At 73.3% G+C, this 16,905-nt stretch carries 19 protein-coding genes; 14 read left to right on the top strand and 5 right to left on the bottom strand.

What is annotated here, in order from left to right; all coding sequences use genetic code 11:
- Positions 1 to 4 precede the first annotated feature (4 nt).
- Both M1D46_RS07130 and M1D46_RS07125 read left to right on the top strand, forming a co-directional pair.
- Positions 5 to 742, top strand: a complete 738-nt coding sequence (locus M1D46_RS07130) for a PspA/IM30 family protein (RefSeq protein ID WP_271172264.1) — start codon at positions 5 to 7, stop codon at positions 740 to 742.
- A 95-nt stretch (positions 743 to 837) separates the two neighbouring features.
- A complete protein-coding gene (locus M1D46_RS07125) occupies positions 838 to 1,656 on the top strand; it encodes an arginase family protein (protein WP_456287019.1) in 819 nt (272 codons plus the stop codon).
- A gap of 7 nt (positions 1,657 to 1,663) precedes the next feature.
- Here the strand turns inward: M1D46_RS07125 and M1D46_RS07120 are convergent, their stop codons facing one another.
- Positions 1,664 to 2,554 (bottom strand): NAD(P)-dependent oxidoreductase, encoded by an 891-nt coding sequence (locus M1D46_RS07120; protein ID WP_456287018.1) that lies wholly within the window; start codon positions 2,552 to 2,554, stop codon positions 1,664 to 1,666.
- Positions 2,555 to 2,651: 97 nt separating this feature from the next.
- Between M1D46_RS07120 and M1D46_RS07115 the strand changes: the two genes are divergently transcribed.
- The 5 genes from M1D46_RS07115 to M1D46_RS07095 all read left to right on the top strand — a co-directional run bounded on the left by M1D46_RS07115 (position 2,652) and on the right by M1D46_RS07095 (position 7,265).
- Complete coding sequence (locus M1D46_RS07115) at positions 2,652 to 3,710, top strand: D-2-hydroxyacid dehydrogenase (RefSeq protein WP_282978137.1); 1,059 nt, start codon at positions 2,652 to 2,654, stop codon at positions 3,708 to 3,710.
- A gap of 37 nt (positions 3,711 to 3,747) precedes the next feature.
- On the top strand, positions 3,748 to 4,536 hold the full coding sequence (locus M1D46_RS07110; protein ID WP_271172268.1) for an IclR family transcriptional regulator: 789 nt from the start codon (positions 3,748 to 3,750) through the stop codon (positions 4,534 to 4,536).
- Positions 4,537 to 4,622: 86 nt separating this feature from the next.
- Complete coding sequence (locus tag M1D46_RS07105; RefSeq protein ID WP_421075608.1) at positions 4,623 to 6,032, top strand: MFS transporter; 1,410 nt, start codon at positions 4,623 to 4,625, stop codon at positions 6,030 to 6,032.
- On the top strand, positions 6,029 to 6,754 hold the full coding sequence (locus tag M1D46_RS07100) for a fumarylacetoacetate hydrolase family protein (RefSeq protein ID WP_324012071.1): 726 nt from the start codon (positions 6,029 to 6,031) through the stop codon (positions 6,752 to 6,754). Before M1D46_RS07105 ends, M1D46_RS07100 begins: the two co-directional genes overlap by 4 nt.
- 52 nt (positions 6,755 to 6,806) lie before the next feature.
- Entirely contained in the window at positions 6,807 to 7,265 is a 459-nt protein-coding gene (locus M1D46_RS07095) for a Fe-S oxidoreductase (protein ID WP_282978142.1), read from the top strand.
- On the opposite strand, the gene M1D46_RS07090 is transcribed toward M1D46_RS07095, so the two are convergent.
- Both M1D46_RS07090 and M1D46_RS07085 read right to left on the bottom strand, forming a co-directional pair.
- Positions 7,255 to 7,725: an SIP domain-containing protein gene (locus tag M1D46_RS07090; protein WP_456287017.1), complete on the bottom strand. Its 471-nt coding sequence runs from the start codon at positions 7,723 to 7,725 to the stop codon at positions 7,255 to 7,257. The two genes, M1D46_RS07095 and M1D46_RS07090, sit on opposite strands and share 11 nt — an antisense overlap.
- A 48-nt stretch (positions 7,726 to 7,773) precedes the next feature.
- Positions 7,774 to 8,244: a carboxymuconolactone decarboxylase family protein gene (locus M1D46_RS07085; protein ID WP_282978144.1), complete on the bottom strand. Its 471-nt coding sequence runs from the start codon at positions 8,242 to 8,244 to the stop codon at positions 7,774 to 7,776.
- A gap of 206 nt (positions 8,245 to 8,450) precedes the next feature.
- Here M1D46_RS07085 and M1D46_RS07080 point away from each other — a divergent pair, with 206 nt between their 5' ends.
- The 7 genes from M1D46_RS07080 to M1D46_RS07050 all read left to right on the top strand — a co-directional run bounded on the left by M1D46_RS07080 (position 8,451) and on the right by M1D46_RS07050 (position 15,557).
- Positions 8,451 to 9,398 carry an alpha/beta fold hydrolase gene (locus M1D46_RS07080; RefSeq protein WP_456287016.1) on the top strand — a complete coding sequence of 316 codons (948 nt, stop codon included), beginning with the start codon at positions 8,451 to 8,453 and terminating at the stop codon, positions 9,396 to 9,398.
- Entirely contained in the window at positions 9,395 to 10,912 is a 1,518-nt protein-coding gene (locus M1D46_RS07075; protein ID WP_456287015.1) for an ABC transporter substrate-binding protein, read from the top strand. The genes M1D46_RS07080 and M1D46_RS07075 overlap by 4 nt, the downstream gene beginning before the upstream one ends.
- A 13-nt stretch (positions 10,913 to 10,925) precedes the next feature.
- Positions 10,926 to 11,876, top strand: a complete 951-nt coding sequence (locus M1D46_RS07070; protein WP_271172276.1) for an ABC transporter permease — start codon at positions 10,926 to 10,928, stop codon at positions 11,874 to 11,876.
- Positions 11,873 to 12,751, top strand: coding sequence for an ABC transporter permease (locus M1D46_RS07065; protein WP_456287014.1), 879 nt, complete (start codon positions 11,873 to 11,875; stop codon positions 12,749 to 12,751). The genes M1D46_RS07070 and M1D46_RS07065 overlap by 4 nt, the downstream gene beginning before the upstream one ends.
- Entirely contained in the window at positions 12,748 to 13,584 is an 837-nt protein-coding gene (locus M1D46_RS07060) for an ABC transporter ATP-binding protein (protein WP_456287013.1), read from the top strand. Before M1D46_RS07065 ends, M1D46_RS07060 begins: the two co-directional genes overlap by 4 nt.
- Positions 13,577 to 14,377, top strand: a complete 801-nt coding sequence (locus M1D46_RS07055; RefSeq protein ID WP_282978154.1) for an ATP-binding cassette domain-containing protein — start codon at positions 13,577 to 13,579, stop codon at positions 14,375 to 14,377. Before M1D46_RS07060 ends, M1D46_RS07055 begins: the two co-directional genes overlap by 8 nt.
- A gap of 154 nt (positions 14,378 to 14,531) precedes the next feature.
- The gene (locus M1D46_RS07050) at positions 14,532 to 15,557 is read left to right on the top strand and encodes an alcohol dehydrogenase catalytic domain-containing protein (RefSeq protein WP_456287012.1); all 1,026 of its coding nucleotides are present in this window, start codon (positions 14,532 to 14,534) and stop codon (positions 15,555 to 15,557) included.
- Between the two features lie 6 nt (positions 15,558 to 15,563).
- On the opposite strand, the gene M1D46_RS07045 is transcribed toward M1D46_RS07050, so the two are convergent.
- On the bottom strand, positions 15,564 to 16,190 hold the full coding sequence (locus tag M1D46_RS07045; protein ID WP_271172281.1) for a GNAT family N-acetyltransferase: 627 nt from the start codon (positions 16,188 to 16,190) through the stop codon (positions 15,564 to 15,566).
- 9 nt (positions 16,191 to 16,199) lie between these two features.
- Entirely contained in the window at positions 16,200 to 16,895 is a 696-nt protein-coding gene (locus M1D46_RS07040) for a uracil-DNA glycosylase (protein WP_282978261.1), read from the bottom strand.
- Positions 16,896 to 16,905 lie beyond the last annotated feature (10 nt).

The following is a 16,905-nucleotide window of genomic DNA, read 5'->3' as shown; positions in this document are numbered from 1 at the left end:
ACCGATGACCAAGCAGTCGATCTTCGGACGCATCTCGACCCTCATCCGGGCGAACATCAACGCCCTCATCGACGAGGCCGAGGACCCCCAGAAGATGCTCGACCAGCTCGTCCGCGACTACACGAACAACATCGCCGACGCCGAGGCCGCCATCGCCGAGACGATCGGGAACCTGCGCCTGCTCGAGCGCGACACCGCAGAGGACCGCCAGACCGCGGCCGAGTGGGGCAACAAGGCGCTCGCCGCGAGCCGCAAGGCCGACGAGCTGCGCGCATCGGGCAACACCGCCGACGCCGACAAGTTCGACAACCTCGCGAAGGTCGCCCTGCAGCGTCAGATCTCGACCGAGAACGAGATCAAGGCCGTCGAGCCGCAGCTGCAGCAGCAGACCGAGGTCGTGAACAAGCTCAAGGACGGGCTCAACGGCATGAAGGTCAAGCTCGAGCAGCTCAAGGGCAAGCGCGCCGAGCTCCTCGCGCGCGCCAAGACGGCCGAGGCGCAGAACAAGGTGCACGACGCCGTCAAGTCGATCGACGTGCTCGACCCGACGAGCGAGCTCGGCCGCTTCGAGGACAAGGTCCGCCGCCAGGAGGCCCTCGCCGCGGGCAAGGCGGAGATCGCCGCATCGAGCCTCGACGCGCAGTTCGAGTCGCTCGAGGACGTGGGCGAGCTGACCGAGGTCGAAGCGCGCCTCGCGGCGCTCAAGACCGGCGGCCAGCCGCAGGGCCAGCTCGGCGCCTGACCGCCTTCCGACGCCGCCCTCTCCCCGGGGAGGGCGGCGTCGTCGTGTCCGCGGGCGCACTCGCGCGCGCCCTCCGGCAGGGGCAGGATGGGAGGATGGCACGATTCCTCGTGGTCCCGCAGTGGCAGGGCTCCCCCTCGTCGAGGGCGATGGCGCTCATCGACGGCGCCGAGGCCATCGCCGGCGACCTGCCACGCTCCGCGTGCACCGGCATCGACGTCCCGCTCGAGGCGGGCGACGCCCTGGGCACCGGGGTCCTCAGAGCGAGCGCCCTCCAGCGCGTGCGCGACGGCATCGGCGCCGCGCTCGACGAGCACGACGATGAGCCGGTCATCGTCGTCGGCGGCGACTGCGGCGTCGCGGTGCCCGCGATCGGCCGCGTCGCGGCCGACGACCTCGCGGTCGTGTGGCTCGACGCGCACGCCGACCTGCACGAGCCGTCCTCGTCTCCGTCCGGCGCGTTCTCGGGGATGTCGCTGCGCGGCGTCCTCGGCGGCGGCGAGCCCACGCTCGCGCTCCCCCGCGGCGCCGTGACGCCCGACCGCGTCGTCCTCGCGGGCGCCCGGATCCTCGAGGACGAGGAGGCCGACTTCCTGGAGACGAGTGCGATCCGGCGCGTGCCCGCCGCGGATTTCACCCCCGACGCCCTCGCCGAGGCCGCGACTGCCACGGGCGCGGCGCGCGTCTACGTGCACATCGATCTCGACGTCCTCGACCCCGCGCACATGTCGGGGGTCACGGCCCCCACGCCATTCGGCCTCGAGCCCTCCCAGGTGGTCGCGGCGATCGCGGCTCTGCGCTCGGCGCTGCCGCTCGCGGGCGCATCGGTCGCGGGCTTCGCGCCGTCGTCGCCCGCTGCCGCCGTCGACGACATGGGCACGATCCTGCGCCTCATCGGCGCCCTCGCGCGCTGAGCCCGGGTCAGCGCTCCTCGACGAGGCGGCGCGTCACGACGAGATCGTCGTCCCCGAGGCCGCGTTCGACGAGCTCGTCGAACGCGGCGCGCAGCGCCGGAAGCAGCACGGGGTGCGTGCGCGTCTCCGCTGCCACGTCATCTGCGAACGCGAGGTCCTTCACCATGTACTTCGCGACTCCGGAGGGGCTGTAGTCGCGGGCCACGAGCTTGTCGCGCCGGCTGCGGAGCAGGTTCGATCCCGCGTAGCCGCCGCCGAGCAGCTCCCACAGCTGCCCGGGGTCGATCCCGCTGCGCTCGGCGAGCACGGTGGCCTCGGCGAGCGCGAGCATCGTCGCCGACACGACGAGCTGATTGCACGACTTGGCGACCTCCCCCGCTCCGAGCGGACCGAGGCGCACGGGCGTCCCGCAGGGACCGAGCACGCGCGCCGCGAGCGCGGCGTCGGCCTCGTCGCCGCCCATCATGATCGAGAGCGTCCCCGCCCTCGCGCCGTCCTCCCCGCCCGACACGGGGCAGTCGACCACCCGCACCCGGCCATCCGTCCGCTCCGCGAGGTCCGCAGCCAGAGCGCGAACGCGCGTGGCCGACGACGTCGAGCCGATGAGCAGGAGGAGGGGATGCGCGACGCCCGCGAGCAGGCCGTCGTCGCCCTCGAGCAGGCCCTCGAGCTCGGGAAGGTCGGGCACCATCGCGAGCACGGCGTCGCTGCGCTCGGCGAGGGCGCGCGGCGTCTCGCACCAGGTCGCGCCGGCGCTCTCGAGAGACGGATGGCGGCGCGTGCGGCCCGTGATCGCGAGCGCGCCGTGCGCCTCCACGAGGTGCTCGGCCATCGGCAGGCCCATCGCGCCGAGGCCCACGACGCCGACGCGGAGAGGAGGATGAGCGTCATCGGTCATGCTCCGACTCTACGGGTTTTGGCCAGAATATGGAACGTCGTACAGAACTTTGGCCGAGCCGGTATGCTGGCACCACCCCACATCGAAGAGGATGGTCATGACCGAAAGCACCGGACGGCTGCGCGCCGTCATCGCCACCGACCTGTCGGAGCAGCTGTGCCGCGAGCTCGAGCGGCGCGAGCCGCGACTCGAGATCGTCCGCGATCCGAGCCTGTGCCGCCCCATGCGGTGGCCCGCGGACTGGGGCGGGGACCCCGCCCACGTCCGCTCGCCCGCCGAGCAGGAGGCGTTCGACGCGCTCGTCGACTCGGCCGACATCCTCTTCTCGATCCCCGACACCGACCCGGCGGCCCTCGCCCGCACGGTGCGCGCGAATCCGCGCCTCCGCTGGGTGCACGTCATGGCGGCCGGCGGCGGCGCCCAGGTCAAGGCCGCGGGCCTCACCGAGGAGGAGCTCGGCCGGGTCGTCTTCACGACGAGCGCGGGCGTGCACGGCTCGACCCTCGCGGAGTTCGCCGTCTTCGGCGTGCTCGCGGGCGCCAAGGAGCTTCCCCGCCTGCAGCAGGCGCAGCGCGAGCACGCGTGGGACGACCGCTGGACGATGCGCCACCTCGACGAGATGACCGTGCTCGTCGTGGGCCTGGGCGGCATCGGCAAGGCCGTCGTCTCGCGGTTCGCGGCCTTCGGCGCGCGGGTGTGGGGAACGAGCCGATCGGGCCGCCCTGTCGACGGCGTCGAGCGCATCGTCCCCGTGGACGAGCTCGCATCCGCGGTCGGCGAGGTCGACGCGATCGTCGTCACCCTGCCCGGCACCGCGCAGACCGAGCACCTCATCGGCGAGGAGGTGCTCCGCGCGGTCAAGCCGGGCGTCATCGTGACCAACGTCGGGCGCGGCAGCGTCATCGACGAGGCGGCGCTTCTCGCCGCCCTCGACGACGGCCGGGTATCGTACGCGGCGCTCGACGTGTTCGAGGTGGAGCCGCTTCCCGACCGGAGCCCGCTGTGGGACCATCCGCGCGTTCTCGTGAGCCCGCACACCGCGGCGCTGTCGACGCAGGAGGACGCGCGCATCATGCGCCTCTTCGCGGACAACGCGCGTCGCCTGCTCGACGGCGAGCCCCTGCGTAACGTGGTGGACACCGTCGAGTTCTACTAGGCCGGTCGCGCGAGCGCCGGCATCGCGAAGGAGCGCCATGTCCACTGCCCCCGATCGAGACCCGGCGCCGGCCGTCACGCGCGCCCTGCGCATCCTCACGGCGCTGGCCGACTCCGGCGGAGCGCCGATGACGCTCAGCGAGCTGGCCAGAGCGGTCGGCATCGCGAAGTCCTCCGCCGCGAACCTCTGCGCGGCGCTCGAGGAGGGCGGCATGATCGAGCGCGACGCGCGCGGCTTCCGGCTCGGTCGGCGCACCGCCGAGCTCGGCGGGGCGTTCGCACTGCAGTTCAACCAGGTGCGCGAGTTCTTCGCGATCTGCGCGGCCTCCGAGGTGCTGCACCGGGAGGTCGTGCAGATCGCCATGCTCGACGGAGCCGACGTGCTCTACCTCGCACGCCACGAGGGGCGCGCTCCGCACCGCCTCGGCACGCCCCTCGGCTCGCGCCTGCCGGCCGCGCAGAGCGCGACCGGCAGGGCCATCCTCATGACCCTCGACGACGAGGACGTCGCCCGCCAGCTGCCGCCGTCGGCGTTCGCGGCCGTGACCGAGCGCAGCGTCACGAGCCTCGACGCCCTCCTCGCGCTCCTCGCGGAGGCGCGGGAGCGCGGCTATGCGCTCGACGAGAGCGGGTCGTTCGCGGGCATCACGGGCGTCGCCGTGCCCCTGTCGCCATGGAATCCGAGCGACCCGCCGCTCGCCATGGGCGCGGCGCTGCCCGCCGATGCGACGACTCCCGAGCGAGTCGCCGAGGTCGGCGAGGCGCTGCTCGCGGCGGCGTCGCTCCTGACGAACCCGCTCGCCGTGCGAGGCTCCAGCTCGGACTGAGCGTTCAACATGTTGCACACCGTTCCATCTATGGTACGGTGGTCACGTCTCGCGCTCCCGCGAGCGCCCTCATCGAAGGAGATGACGTGAGCACAGCAGCCCCGACTGCCCCCAAGACCCAGTACGACGATCCCGAGTACGCCGCGAACCTCCGGCGCGCCACCCTCGCCTCGAGCGTCGGCAGCGCGCTGGAGTACTTCGACTTCGCGTTGTACGGCCTGATGACGGCCCTCGTCTTCAACCGCCTGTTCTTCGACCCCGCCGATCCCGCGATGGGCGTGATCGGCGCGTTCGCGGTCTACGGCGTGGGCTTCGTCGCGCGCCCGTTCGGCGGGTTCTTCTTCGGGACGATCGGCGACCGGCTCGGCCGCAAGTGGGTCCTCGTCGTGACGATCCTCCTCATGGGCGGCGCATCGACGGCCATCGGCCTCCTGCCGACCTACGAGGTCGTGGGCGTGTGGGCAGCCGTGCTGCTCGTGATCATGCGCCTCCTGCAGGGCTTCGGCGCGGGAGCCGAGCAGGCCGGCGCCACGGTGCTCATGGCGGAGTACGCGCCGGTGCGCCAGCGCGGGTTCTTCGCGGCGCTGCCGTTCATCGGCATCCAGGCGGGAACGCTCCTCGCGGCCCTCGTCTTCTCCGGGCTGTCGCTCATGCCCGAGGACGCGTTCCTCGCCTGGGGATGGCGCGTGCCGTTCCTCGCCTCGTTCCTGCTCATCCTCATCGCGCTGTTCATCCGCATGCGGCTGCGCGAGACGCCGACCTTCGTCGAGCTCGAGAAGCACGAGCAGGTCGCCGCGCACCCCTTCCGCGACATCTTCACGACCGGCATGCCGGGCGTCATCACGGGCATCGGCCTGCGGATGGCCGAGAACGGCGGCTCGTACATCTTCCAGAACGTCGCGCTCGCGTTCGTCGCCGGCACGTTCATCGCGAACCCCGTCGACCGCGGCATCGCGACGTGGGGCGTGACGATCGGCTCGCTCATCGGCATCTTCTCGGTCCCGCTCACCGGCTGGCTGTCCGACCGGTTCGGCCGTCGCCCGGTGTACCGCTTCGGCGCCGTCTTCATGCTGCTCTTCGCGTTCCCTGCGTGGTGGATGCTCTCGCTCGGCGACCCGGTTCTCACGGTGGCCGTCATCGCGATCGGCATCGGCGTCGCCGTCGCCTCGATGCTCGGCCCGCAGTGCGCGCTCCTGCCCGAGATGTTCGGCAACCGCCACCGCTACCTCGGCGTCGCGATGGCGCGCGAGATCTCCGCGGTGCTCGCGGGCGGCCTCGCGGGAGTGCTCGGCACGTGGCTGCTCACGCTGACCGGCGGCAACTGGGTCGTCATGGGCCTCTACCTCGCCACGCTCGCCGCGATCACGACGGCATCGACCTTCCTCATCCCGGAGACCCGCAGCCGCGACCTCCTGCGCATCCAGGACGCGGTCCGCGTCTCGACCGACGAGAAGGACACCGGCCTCGTGTCGGTGGTCATCGCCGACGCGCGATGAGGATCGCCCGCATCGCCTCCCCGTCCGGCGCCGTGCACGCGGTGCCGGACGGGGAGCGCTGGCAGCCCGTGTCCGACCCGTTCGCGGCCTTCGCCTCGGGCGCGGCGCCGGTTCCGCTCGGCGCTCCCGTCGACTCCCCCGTGTTCCTGGCGCCCGTCGACCCCCGCGTCGTCGTGGGGATCGCCCAGCCCGCGCACCCGGGCGGGCCCGTCGGCGCGTGGCTCAAGAGCCCGCGCACGGTCGTCGCGAGCGGCGCCGAGGTCGCCCTGCGGCGCGACGCCGGGCGCCCCGTGATCGAGGGCGAGGTCGCCGTCGTGATCGGGCGGAGCACGGCCGGTCTCACGCCCGAGAACGCGGCGTCGTACGTGCTCGGCGTGACCGCCGTGAACGACGTCTCGAGCCCCGACCGCTCCGATCCGCGCAACTTCGAGGTCAAGGGCGGAGCAGGCTACACCCCGCTCGGCCCGTGGATCGAGACCGCGATCGACCTCGACGAGGTCGACCTCGCCGTCCGCATCGATGGGGTGGAGCGCGTCCGGACCGGCACCCACGAGCTCCCGGCGCCCGTGGCGGACTGCCTTGCGTACGTCGCGCACTGGATCGAGCTCGGGCCGGGCGACGTCGTGATGACGGGAGCGCCGCGCTCGGCGTTCCCGGTCGAGCAGGGAGCGCTCGTCGAGATCGAGGTCGCCGGCGCCTTGCTGCGCACGCGCTTCCGCTGACCCGCGTGCGCCATCCGCCCCTCGCCCGCCCGGACTGCGGCAGGATGGCGTCATGCGCATCAGCTTCCCGGCCGATCCGGCTCCCGCCCACTGGCGCGAGATCGCCGCGCTGCGGGTCGAGCACGGGCGGCGCATCGACGCCCGCATCCCGCGATGGCTGCTCGACTCCCCCGTGAGCGCGGTCGGCTGCGCCGCCGCGACGGCGCTCGGATGGCTGTGGGGGACGCTGTGGAGCCGCGGGCGCGTCGAGCGCCGCGAGGGCCTGCTCGTCTTCCGCGGGATGCCCGCGTGGACCTTCGCCCGCGGCGGCGTGTGCGTGGGCGGGTGCTTCCTGACCGGCGACCGGAGCGTGTCGACCCGGCTCCTGCGGCACGAGGCCGTGCACCTGCGGCAGTGGCGCCGCTACGGCGTGCTCATGCCCGTGCTGTACCTGCTCGCGGGACGGAACCCGCTGCGCAATCGCTTCGAGATCGAGGCCGGACTGGAAGCGGGCGGCTACGTCAGCGGATGAGGCTCGCGAAGGCGTCGGGCACGTGGATGGCCTCCGCCGGGGTCCCGAGGGATCCCGTCAGGTGGTCGACGATGTCGGCCGTGCCGAGGAAGCCGCCGAGCAGCACGACGCGCGTCGAGTCGTCGCCGGCGCACATCATCTCGTCGGCCCACGCGGTGACCGCACGGGACAGCGCCTGGCCGGGCGCGCAGGCACGTCCGGTGCCGGGTGCGCCCGAACGCCGGGAGCGGTCGAGCCACGTCACGACCATCCGGGCGGGTGCGGCGATCTCGCCGATCCACGACCCGTCGGGAACCTCGATGAAGATGCGGCCCGTCGAGCAGATCGGCAGCGTCGCGACGAGCGTCTCGAGGTCGACGAGCGAGCGCTCGTCGGCCGTGATGAGGTGCTGCACGCGCGCGTGACGCGACGCACGGCAGACCTTGTCGCCGTGCTCCTGGGTCGTCTCGATGCTCTCCATGACGACGCCAGTCTACACCGCGCGAAGGGTTGCCTTACCTCAGCACGGTCAGCTCTCCGCGGGGCGGGGCGGCACGGGGTAGCGGCCGGCGACGGTGATGCGGTTGAACGCGTTGATCGAGACGCTGAGCCAGCTGACGGCGACGTACTCCTGCTCGCTGAGCACCGCGCCGACCCGGTCGTACAGGTCATCGGGGATGCCGGCACGGTGGATGAACGTGTGCGCCTCGGCGAGCTCGAGGGCCGCGCGCTCGCGCTCGGAGAAGACGCCCGACTCGCGCCACACCGCGATCTGCGCGATCTCGTCGACCGTGAGCCCCGCGGCGACGGCCCGATCCACGTGCACGCGGACGCAGTAGGCGCAGCCGTTGAGCTGCGAGCAGTGCAGGAGCACGAGCTCCTTGAGCCGGTCGTCGACGCCGTACTCGCGCGCGATGCGGCCGACGGTCTGCGAGAACGCGTCGAGCGCCTTGTAGGCCTCGATCGCCGACTTGGACAGATGCACGCGCTGCTCGGTCATGCTTCGACCCTAGTGCGCGGAGGCGGACCCGGCTCGGCGGCAGATCGCGCAGCGCCACCCACCCGCTCCGTACCTTATGCTCAGATCTGCCGCTGCGCGACGAGCAGTTCGATCCGCGATTTCCCGGGCGGGCCTCGACCTCGCCAGAATGGAGGCGTCGGGAGCCCTCCCGTGCGTCCCGCTCGGCGTCCCCATCGAGGAGTCCTGTGAGCATCGCCCCCGCGAACGCGGCATCCCCCGCCGACGACGCGTTCGACGAGTTCTCGTTCCTGCCGGAGCAGGCCGCCGCTCAGGGGCGCCCCGCTCCGATCGGCCGACGCGAGCGTCTCCTCCTTCCCGACGGACGCGCTCTCAGCGCTCTCGCGTACGGCGAGGGGCGCCCGAGGATCGTGCTCCTCCACGGGGCCGGCCTCAACGCCCACACGTGGGACCAGACCGTGATCGCGCTCGGCCTCCCCGCGCTCGCGATCGACCTTCCCGGCCACGGGCACTCGTCGTGGCGTGCCGACGCGGACTACCGCTCCCGCACGATCGCCGACGACGTCGTGCGCGGCATCGAGGCGTGGGCGGACGCTCCCGTCGTCCTCGTCGGGCAGTCCCTCGGCGGGCTCACTGCGGCCGCCGTGGCATCGCGACGGCCCGACCTCATCGCGCGCCTCGCCATCGTCGACATCACGCCGGGCGTCGACACCTCGGCCGGACCGGCGATGCTCCGCCGCTTCTACGAGGAGACGGTCTTCGCGTCTCGCGACGAGCTCGTCGAGCGCGCGCTCGCGTTCGGCCTCGGCGGCTCGCGCGCGCAGGCCGAGCGGGGCGTCCTCCTCAACTCCCGCGTGCGCGAGGACGGCCGGGTGGAGTGGCGCCACCACTTCGCCCAGCTTATGTCCTCGGGGACGCCCTCCCCCGCCGCTGCGCCCGAGAGCGGGTGGGAGGATCTCGCCGGCGTGACCGCCCCGATCGCCCTCGTGCGCGGCACCACCGGGTTCGTCACGTCAGGTGACGCCGACGAGTTCGCCCGGCGCACGGGCGCCGACGTCGTCGCGCTCGACGCCCCTCACAACGTGCAGGAGGTCGCCTTCGCCGACCTCGCATCCCTCATCGCGCGTCTCGCCGCCTCGGCGGGCGCCGCACCGGAAGGACGGCAGACAGCATGATCCGCATCCCCGCGCGCCCGGCGTCCGCCGCAGCGCTCCTCGTGCCCGCCGTGCTCCTCGCCGGCTGCGCCGGCGGCGGGCAGACGTCGCCCTCCGACGCTCCCGCGGGCGAGCCCAACCCCGACGCGAGTCTGCGCGTGGGCCTCGTCCTCGAGCCGACGAACCTCGACATCCGCCGCACCTCGGGCGCCGCGCTCGAGCAGATCCTCGTCGACAACGTGTACGAGGGCCTCGTGACCCGCACGCAGGAGAACGAGATCGTGCCCGCGCTCGCGAGCTCCTGGGAGATGTCGGAGGACGGCCTCGTCTACACCTTCACGCTCGAGGAGGGGGTCGTCTTCCACGACGGCGGCGAGCTCACCGCGCAGGATGCCGTCGCGTCGCTCGAGGAGGTCGTCTCCGACGAGTCCGTCGTCGGCCACGACGACCTCGCGAACGTCAAGTCCGTGACCGCTCCCGACGACCGCACCGTCGTCGTCGAGCTGACGGAGCCGAACCAGAACCTCCTCTTCACGCTCACGGGCCCCGCCGGCCTCGTGTTCGACGAGGGCGACGAGACCGACCTCCAGAGCGACGCGAACGGCACCGGCCCGTTCACCCTCGCGGAGTGGAACCAGGGCGAGAGCATCGTGCTGGAGCGCTTCGACGAGTACTGGGGCGAGGCCGCGGGCGTGGCCGAGGTCGTCGCGAGCTACATCCCGGACTTCACCGCGGGCGTGAACGCGGCGCTCGACGGCTCGCTCGACGTGCTCACGGCCGTCGACCCCCAGCTCGCGCCGCAGCTCGACGGCGCGAACGGCTTCACGCTCACGACCGGTCGGACCACGGACAAGTACGTGCTCGCGTTCAACAGCGCCGAGGCGCCGCTCGACGACGCGCGCGTGCGGGAGGCCCTGCGCCTCGCGATCGACCACGACGCCCTCGTCGAAGCCGTGGGCGCCGGCGTGACCCAGTACGGCCCGATCCCCGAGCTCGACCCGGGCTACGAGGACCTGTCCGACGTGGCGCCCTTCGACCCCGACCGCGCACGGCAGCTCCTCGCGGAGGCCGGTCAGGAGGATCTCGAGCTCGAGCTCACGATCCCCGCGTTCTACGGCACGACGGCGTCGACGTTCCTCGTCTCGGCGTTCCACGACGTCGGGGTCGAGCTGACCGTGAACCCCGTCGAGTTCTCGACGTGGCTGCAGGACGTCTACACGAACGGCGACTACCAGCTGAGCTTCGTGAACCACGTCGAGCCGCGCGACTTCGGAGCGTGGGCGAACCCCGACTACTACTTCCACTACGACAGCGCCGAGGTCCAGGAGCTCTACGCGCAGGCGATCGCCGCGATCGATCCGGACGAGTCCGCCGATCTGCTCGCGCAGGCCGCGCGGATCGTCGCCGAGGACCACGCCGCCGACTGGCTCTACACGGGCGAGACGATCGTCGCGGTGGGGCCGGGCGTCGCGGGCTTCCCCGTCGACTCGATCAACTCCCGCCTCGACCTCGCGTCCGTGACGCTGGCCGACTGAGGCCCCTCCGCCGGTGCTCCGGTACACGCTGACGAGGCTCGCGCTGCTGGCGCTCGGGCTGCTCGTCGCGAGCGCACTCGTCTTCGCGACGCTGCGCGTGCTGCCGGGCGACGTGGCGCAGCTCGTCGCGGGCACCGAGGGCAGCCCCGGCCAGGTGGCGGCGATCCGCGAGCGCCTCGGCCTCGACCGGCCCGTCCTCGTGCAGTACGCCGACTGGATCGGCGGGATCCTGCGCGGCGACCTGGGCCGGTCGCTCCTGACCGGCACCCCGGTCGCCGACGAGCTCGCGTCGAAGGCGCAGGTGACGGTGCCGCTCGGCGTGCTCTCGCTCGCCATCGCCCTCGCGATCGCCGTCCCGTTCGGCGTCCTGTCGGCCATCCGCCGCGGGCGCCCCGTCGGCACCTCGATCAGCGTCGTCGCGCAGCTGCTCGCCGCGGTTCCCGTCGTCTGGGCCGGGATGATGCTCGTCGTCGTGTTCGCGATCACCCTGGGCTGGCTGCCCGCGCAGGGATTCCCGCGCGCGGGCTGGTCCGACCCGGCCGCCGCGCTGCGAGCGCTCACGCTGCCCGCCCTCACGGTGGGCGTCGTCGAGGGCGCGCTCCTCCTCCGCTTCGTGCGCAGCGCGACGCTGCAGGCACTCGGCGAGGATCACGTGCGCACGGCGGCGGCGAAGGGGCTCACGCGCACCCAGGCGCTCGTCCGGCACGGCCTGCCGTCGGTCGGCCTGTCGATCATCACGGTGCTCGGCCTGCAGATCGCCGGCATCGTCGTCGGCGCTGTCGTCATCGAGCAGGTGTTCAACCTCCCCGGCATCGGGCGGATGCTCGTGGCGGATGTCGGCGCGCGCGACCTCGTGAAGGTGCAGGGCGAGCTGCTCGTCCTCACGGGCTTCGTGCTCGCGATCGGGTTCGCGGTCGACATCGTGCACCGTGTGATCGACCCCCGGCAGAGGGAGGCCGCATGACACCCGCGCGCGTGCTCTCGCGCCTGTGGCGCACGGGGACGGGGCGATTCGGCCTCGTCGCGGTCGCCGTGATCGGCATCGTCGCCCTCGTGTCGCTGCTCTGGACCCCGTTCGATCCGCGCACGGTCGACCTCGCGGCGCGCTGGACGGGCCCCGGATGGCCGCACCTGCTCGGCGGCGACGCGAACGGGCGCGACATCCTCAGCCTGCTCATGGTCGGCGCGCGCACGACCGTGCTCGTCGCGGCGGGCGCGGGCGCGGTGGCGACGGCCGTCGGCGTGCTGCTCGCCGCGCTCGGCGCCCTCACCGCGCGGCCCGTGCGCGAGGCCGTGGCGGTGCTCGTCGACATCCTCATCGCCTTCCCCGTGCTCCTCATCGCCATGATGCTGTCGGCCGTGTGGGGTGCGTCGCTGTGGATCGTCGTGTGGTCGGTCGGCATCGGGTTCGGCGTGAACATCGCGCGGGTCGCCCGCGCCGAGCTGCGCCGCGTGCAGCGCAGCGACTTCGTGCTCGCGGCGCGCGCGTCGGGGCTCACGACCGTGCAGACGCTCACGCGCCACCTCCTCCCGAACGTGCTGCCGGTGTTCATCGTGCAGCTGTCGTGGTCCATGGCGGCTGCCGTGCTGGCGGAGGCGGGGCTGTCGTACCTCGGCTTCGGCGCCCCGGTCACCGAGCCGAGCTGGGGCCTGCTCCTCGGCGACATGCAGCGCTACATCTCGCTGCACCCGCTCTCGGTGCTGTGGCCGGGACTCGCGATCACGGTCACCGTGCTCGCGCTGAACCTCCTCGGCGACGCCCTGCGCGAGGCGACCGACCCGACCCTGCGCCGCGGCGAGGCCAAGCCGCAGGCGCATCAGCCGGTGGTGGTCTCATGAGCCTCGAGGTCTCGGGTCTCACGATCGAGATCGGCGGTCGCCGCGTCGTCGACGACGTCTCGTTCGCCGTGCCCGACGGCGCGCGGCTCGGGCTCATCGGCGAGTCCGGATCGGGCAAGTCGCTCACGGCGCTCGCGATCCTGGGCCTCCTGCCCGCGGCCGCCACCGCGAGCGGCAGCGTCCGCTGGCAGGGCGCCGAGATCCTCGGCATCCCCGACCGCGAGATGGCGCGGCTGCGGGGTGACGAGATCGGCATGGTCTTCCAGGAGCCGCAGACCGCGCTCAACCCGATCCGCACCGTGGGGCGCCAGATCTCGGAGGCCGTGCGCATCCACCGCGACGTCTCCCGGCGCGAGGCCGCGGAGATCGCCGTCGCCGAGGCCCGTCGCGTCGCGCTGCCCGACCCCGAGCGCATCGTCGCCCGCTACCCGCATCAGCTCTCGGGCGGGCAGCGCCAGCGGGTCGCGCTCGCCATGGCGCTCGCATGCCGCCCGCGGCTGCTCATCGCCGACGAGCCCACGACGGCCCTCGACGTCACGATCCAGGCCGAGGTGCTGCGCCTGCTCCTGTCGCTCGTCGCGGACGACGGGATGTCGCTCGTGTTCATCACGCACGATCTCGCGGTGCTGTCGCAGGTCGCGACCCACGGCGTCGTGCTCGAGGACGGCCGCGTCGTCGAGGATGCGCCCGTGTCCCGGCTGCTCACCGCGCCGCAGCACCCCGTCACGCAGGGACTCCTGCGCGACGCGACCGCGACGCTCTGGCGACCCGCGGGCGCGGAGAACGCCCCGCGAGATGACGGCTCGGCGAAGGGGGCGGATGGCCATGGCTGACATCCTCCTGCGAGCGCGCGCGCTCGAGCGGCGGCACCTCCATCCGCGCACGACGCTCTTCGAGCGGCGGCGCGAGACCGTCGCGCTGCACCCGACCGACCTCGACATCCGCCGCGGCGAGGCCGTCGGGATCATCGGCGAGTCCGGGTCGGGCAAATCCACGCTCGTGCGCCTCCTGCTCGGGCTCGACGTCCCGACGGCGGGCACCGTGGAGTACGACGGCCGGCCGGTCGACGCCCGCGCCCCGGCGCGGGCGCTGCACGGGCTGCGGCGCGCGACGGGCATCGTCTTCCAGGACCCGTACGCCTCGCTCGACCCCCGCATGACCGTCGCGCGCATCGTCGAGGAGCCGCTGTGGGCGCTCGGCATCCCGGGAGACCGCGCGGCGCGCGTCCGAGAGGTGCTCGCGCAGGTCGGCCTCGAGCCCGACATGGCCGACCGCTACCCGCACGAGTTCTCCGGAGGCCAGCGTCAGCGCATCGCCCTGGCCAGGGCCATCGTCCACCGCCCGGAGACGCTCGTAGGCGACGAGCCGCTGTCGGCGCTCGACGTCACGGTGCGGGCGCAGATCCTCGCGCTCCTCGCCGACCTGCGCGCCCGCGAGCGGATGACCCTCGTGCTCGTCTCGCACGACATCGGCGTCGTGCAGAACCTCTGCGACACGGTCGTCGTCATGAAGGACGGCCGCGTCGTCGAGCACGGGCCGACCCCGCAGGTGCTCCTCTTCCCGCGCGAGGACTACACGCGGCGGCTGCTCGCGGCCATCCCGACGATCGACCAGCCGCGCGCCTGACCCGGCACGGGGCATCCGCACGCGCCCGCGGCACGGGGCGGTCGCCATCCGTTTGCCGTCCGTTCACGCGCGCGCGTCAGGCTCGCCCCATGTCGATCGAGCGCGCCGCAGCCGGACCGCACCGCAGCCCCGCGACGACCGCCGCGGCCACGCTGTGAGCGCCGCGCCCACGACCCTCGCCGCCGTGTGGCGGGGCGCCGACGGCATCCGGATCGAGGAGCTGCCGGTGCCCGCGCCGCGGCCCGGCGAGCTCGTCGTCGAGATCGACCTCGCGACCGTCAGCGGCGACGACCGCCGCACCGCATCGGACGCGCACCGCGCACCCGCTGCCGTGCTCGGCCACGAGGCGGTCGGACGCGTCGTCGCCGCGGGAGTCGGCGCACCGGCGACCGAGGGCGATCGGGTCGTCTGGGCCCCATCCGTCGGATGCGGGATGTGCGACCGCTGCCGACACGGACGGGTCGCGCGCTGCCGCAAGCTGCGCGAGATCGGGCGCGAGCCCATCGACGGCCCGTGGCCGCTCTCGGGCGCCTACGCCCGGCACATCCTCCTCCCGTCCGGAGCGACCGTGGAGCGGGTGCCGGACGAGCTGTGCGATGCCGTCGCGGCGCCCGCGGGCGGCGCCACGGCGACCGCGATGGCCGTGCGCGAGGCGTCGGGCGACCTCACGGGCCTGCGCGTCCTCGTCTGCGGCGCGGGGATGCTCGGCCTCACGGCGACGGCGGTCGCCCGCGAGAGCGGGGCGTCCGAGGTGGTCGTCCTCGATACCGACGCGTCGCGCCGCTCGCTCGCGCTCGCCTTCGGCGCGACGACGGTCGTGGGGCCGCGGGATCGCCCGGGCGAGGCGGATCTCGCGTGGGAGCTCTCGGGAGCGGCCGAGGCGGCCTCGGGCGCGCTCGCGGCGCTCGCGATCGGCGGCCGGCTCGTCCTCGCGCGCGCAGCCGCGACATCCGCCGCGGTGCCTGTCGACCTGGACCGCGTCGTCCGCCGCGGGCTCGCGATCACCGGCGTGCTCGGCTCCGAGCCCCGCCACCTGCGCGAGGCGGTCGCGTTCCTCGCGTCCACGCGCACGCGGTACCCGTGGGAGCGGCTCGTCGCGCCCGCGATGGGCCTCGAGCACCTGGCGCTCCTCCTCGCGCAGCCCGCGAGCGTCGCGCCGCGGACCGCGATCGCGCCCTGACGACGGTCAGTCGTCCGAGCCGAAGACCCGTGAGAGCACGCCGCGCTTCCGCTTCGGCGTGAGCGACTTCTGGAGGTACACCGTGCCGAGCCAGCGGTCGAACTTGAAGCCGACCTTGCCCATCCGCCCGACCTCCTCGAAGCCGAAGCGCTCGTGCAGCGCGAGCGACCCCTCGGCGCCCTTGTCGCTGATCACCGCGACGATCTGACGGAGCCCCTTCTCCTCGCACGCCTCGATGAGGGCGGCCAGGAGCGCGGTGCCGAGGCCCTTGCCCGTCGCGGCGTGCCCGAGGTAGATCGAGTTCTCGACCGTGTACCGGTACGACGACTTGCCCGACCACGGCGACACGAGCGCGTAGCCCAGCACCTGCCCGGTCGGCGCGACGGCGACGAGGAAGGGCAGGTCGAGCTTCTGCAGGTGGAGGAACTTCTCCTTCCACTGCCGATGCGTCCACTTCTTCTCGTCGAAGGTCACGACCGAGTTCGTCACGTAGTAGTTGTAGATCTCGCGGATGTCCTCGATGTCGCGCATCTCGGCGGGGCGGATCTCGTACGAGAACGGGCGCTCGGGGGCGGGCCGACGCTGCAGGTGCAGCGGCAGGCGTCGGCGCTTCTGGTATTCCTCCTCGAGCATGCGTCCAGCCTACGCGGGGATCGTCCAGTCGACAGGGCCGGCGCCCTGCTGCGCGAGCAGCGCGTTCGCTCGTGAGAACGGCCGCGATCCGAAGAAGCCGCGGCTCGCCGAGAGCGGCGAGGGGTGGGGCGACTCGATCGACGGCACGCCGCCCAGCAGCGGCTTGAGGTTCGCGGCGTCACGCCCCCACAGGATCGCCACGAGCGGCCCGCCGCGCTCTGCGAGGGCGCGGATCGCGGTCTCGGTCACCCGCTCCCACCCCCATCCGCGGTGCGACGCGGGCGCACCGGGGCTCACCGTGAGCACGCGGTTGAGGAGCATGACGCCCTGGTCGCTCCACGCCGAGAGGTCGCCGTGGGGCGCGGGCGCGACGCCGAGGTCGCTCTGCAGCTCGCGGTAGATGTTCTGCAGGCTGCGCGGGATGGGCCGGACGTGCCGCTCGACCGCGAACGACAGGCCGATCGGATGGCCCGGGGTCGGGTACGGGTCCTGCCCGACGATGAGCACGCGGACGTCGGCGAGCGGGCGCTGGAACGCCCGCAGCACGCGGTCCCCCGCGGGCAGATACGGCCGCCCGGCCGCGACCTCGGCGCGGAGCCGGTCGCCGAGCGCGGCGATGTCGGCGGCCACGGGTGCGAGGGCGTGCGCCCAGCCGGCGTCGATGAGGCCCGCCTCGGCGAGCTCGGGAAGGGAGCGCCCTGCCATGTCGAGCGCG

The sequence above is a fragment of the Microbacterium sp. JZ70 genome (genome assembly GCF_053903225.1).
Note: the sequence above shows the minus strand (reverse complement) of the source record. Positions and strands in the feature narration are given on the sequence as shown.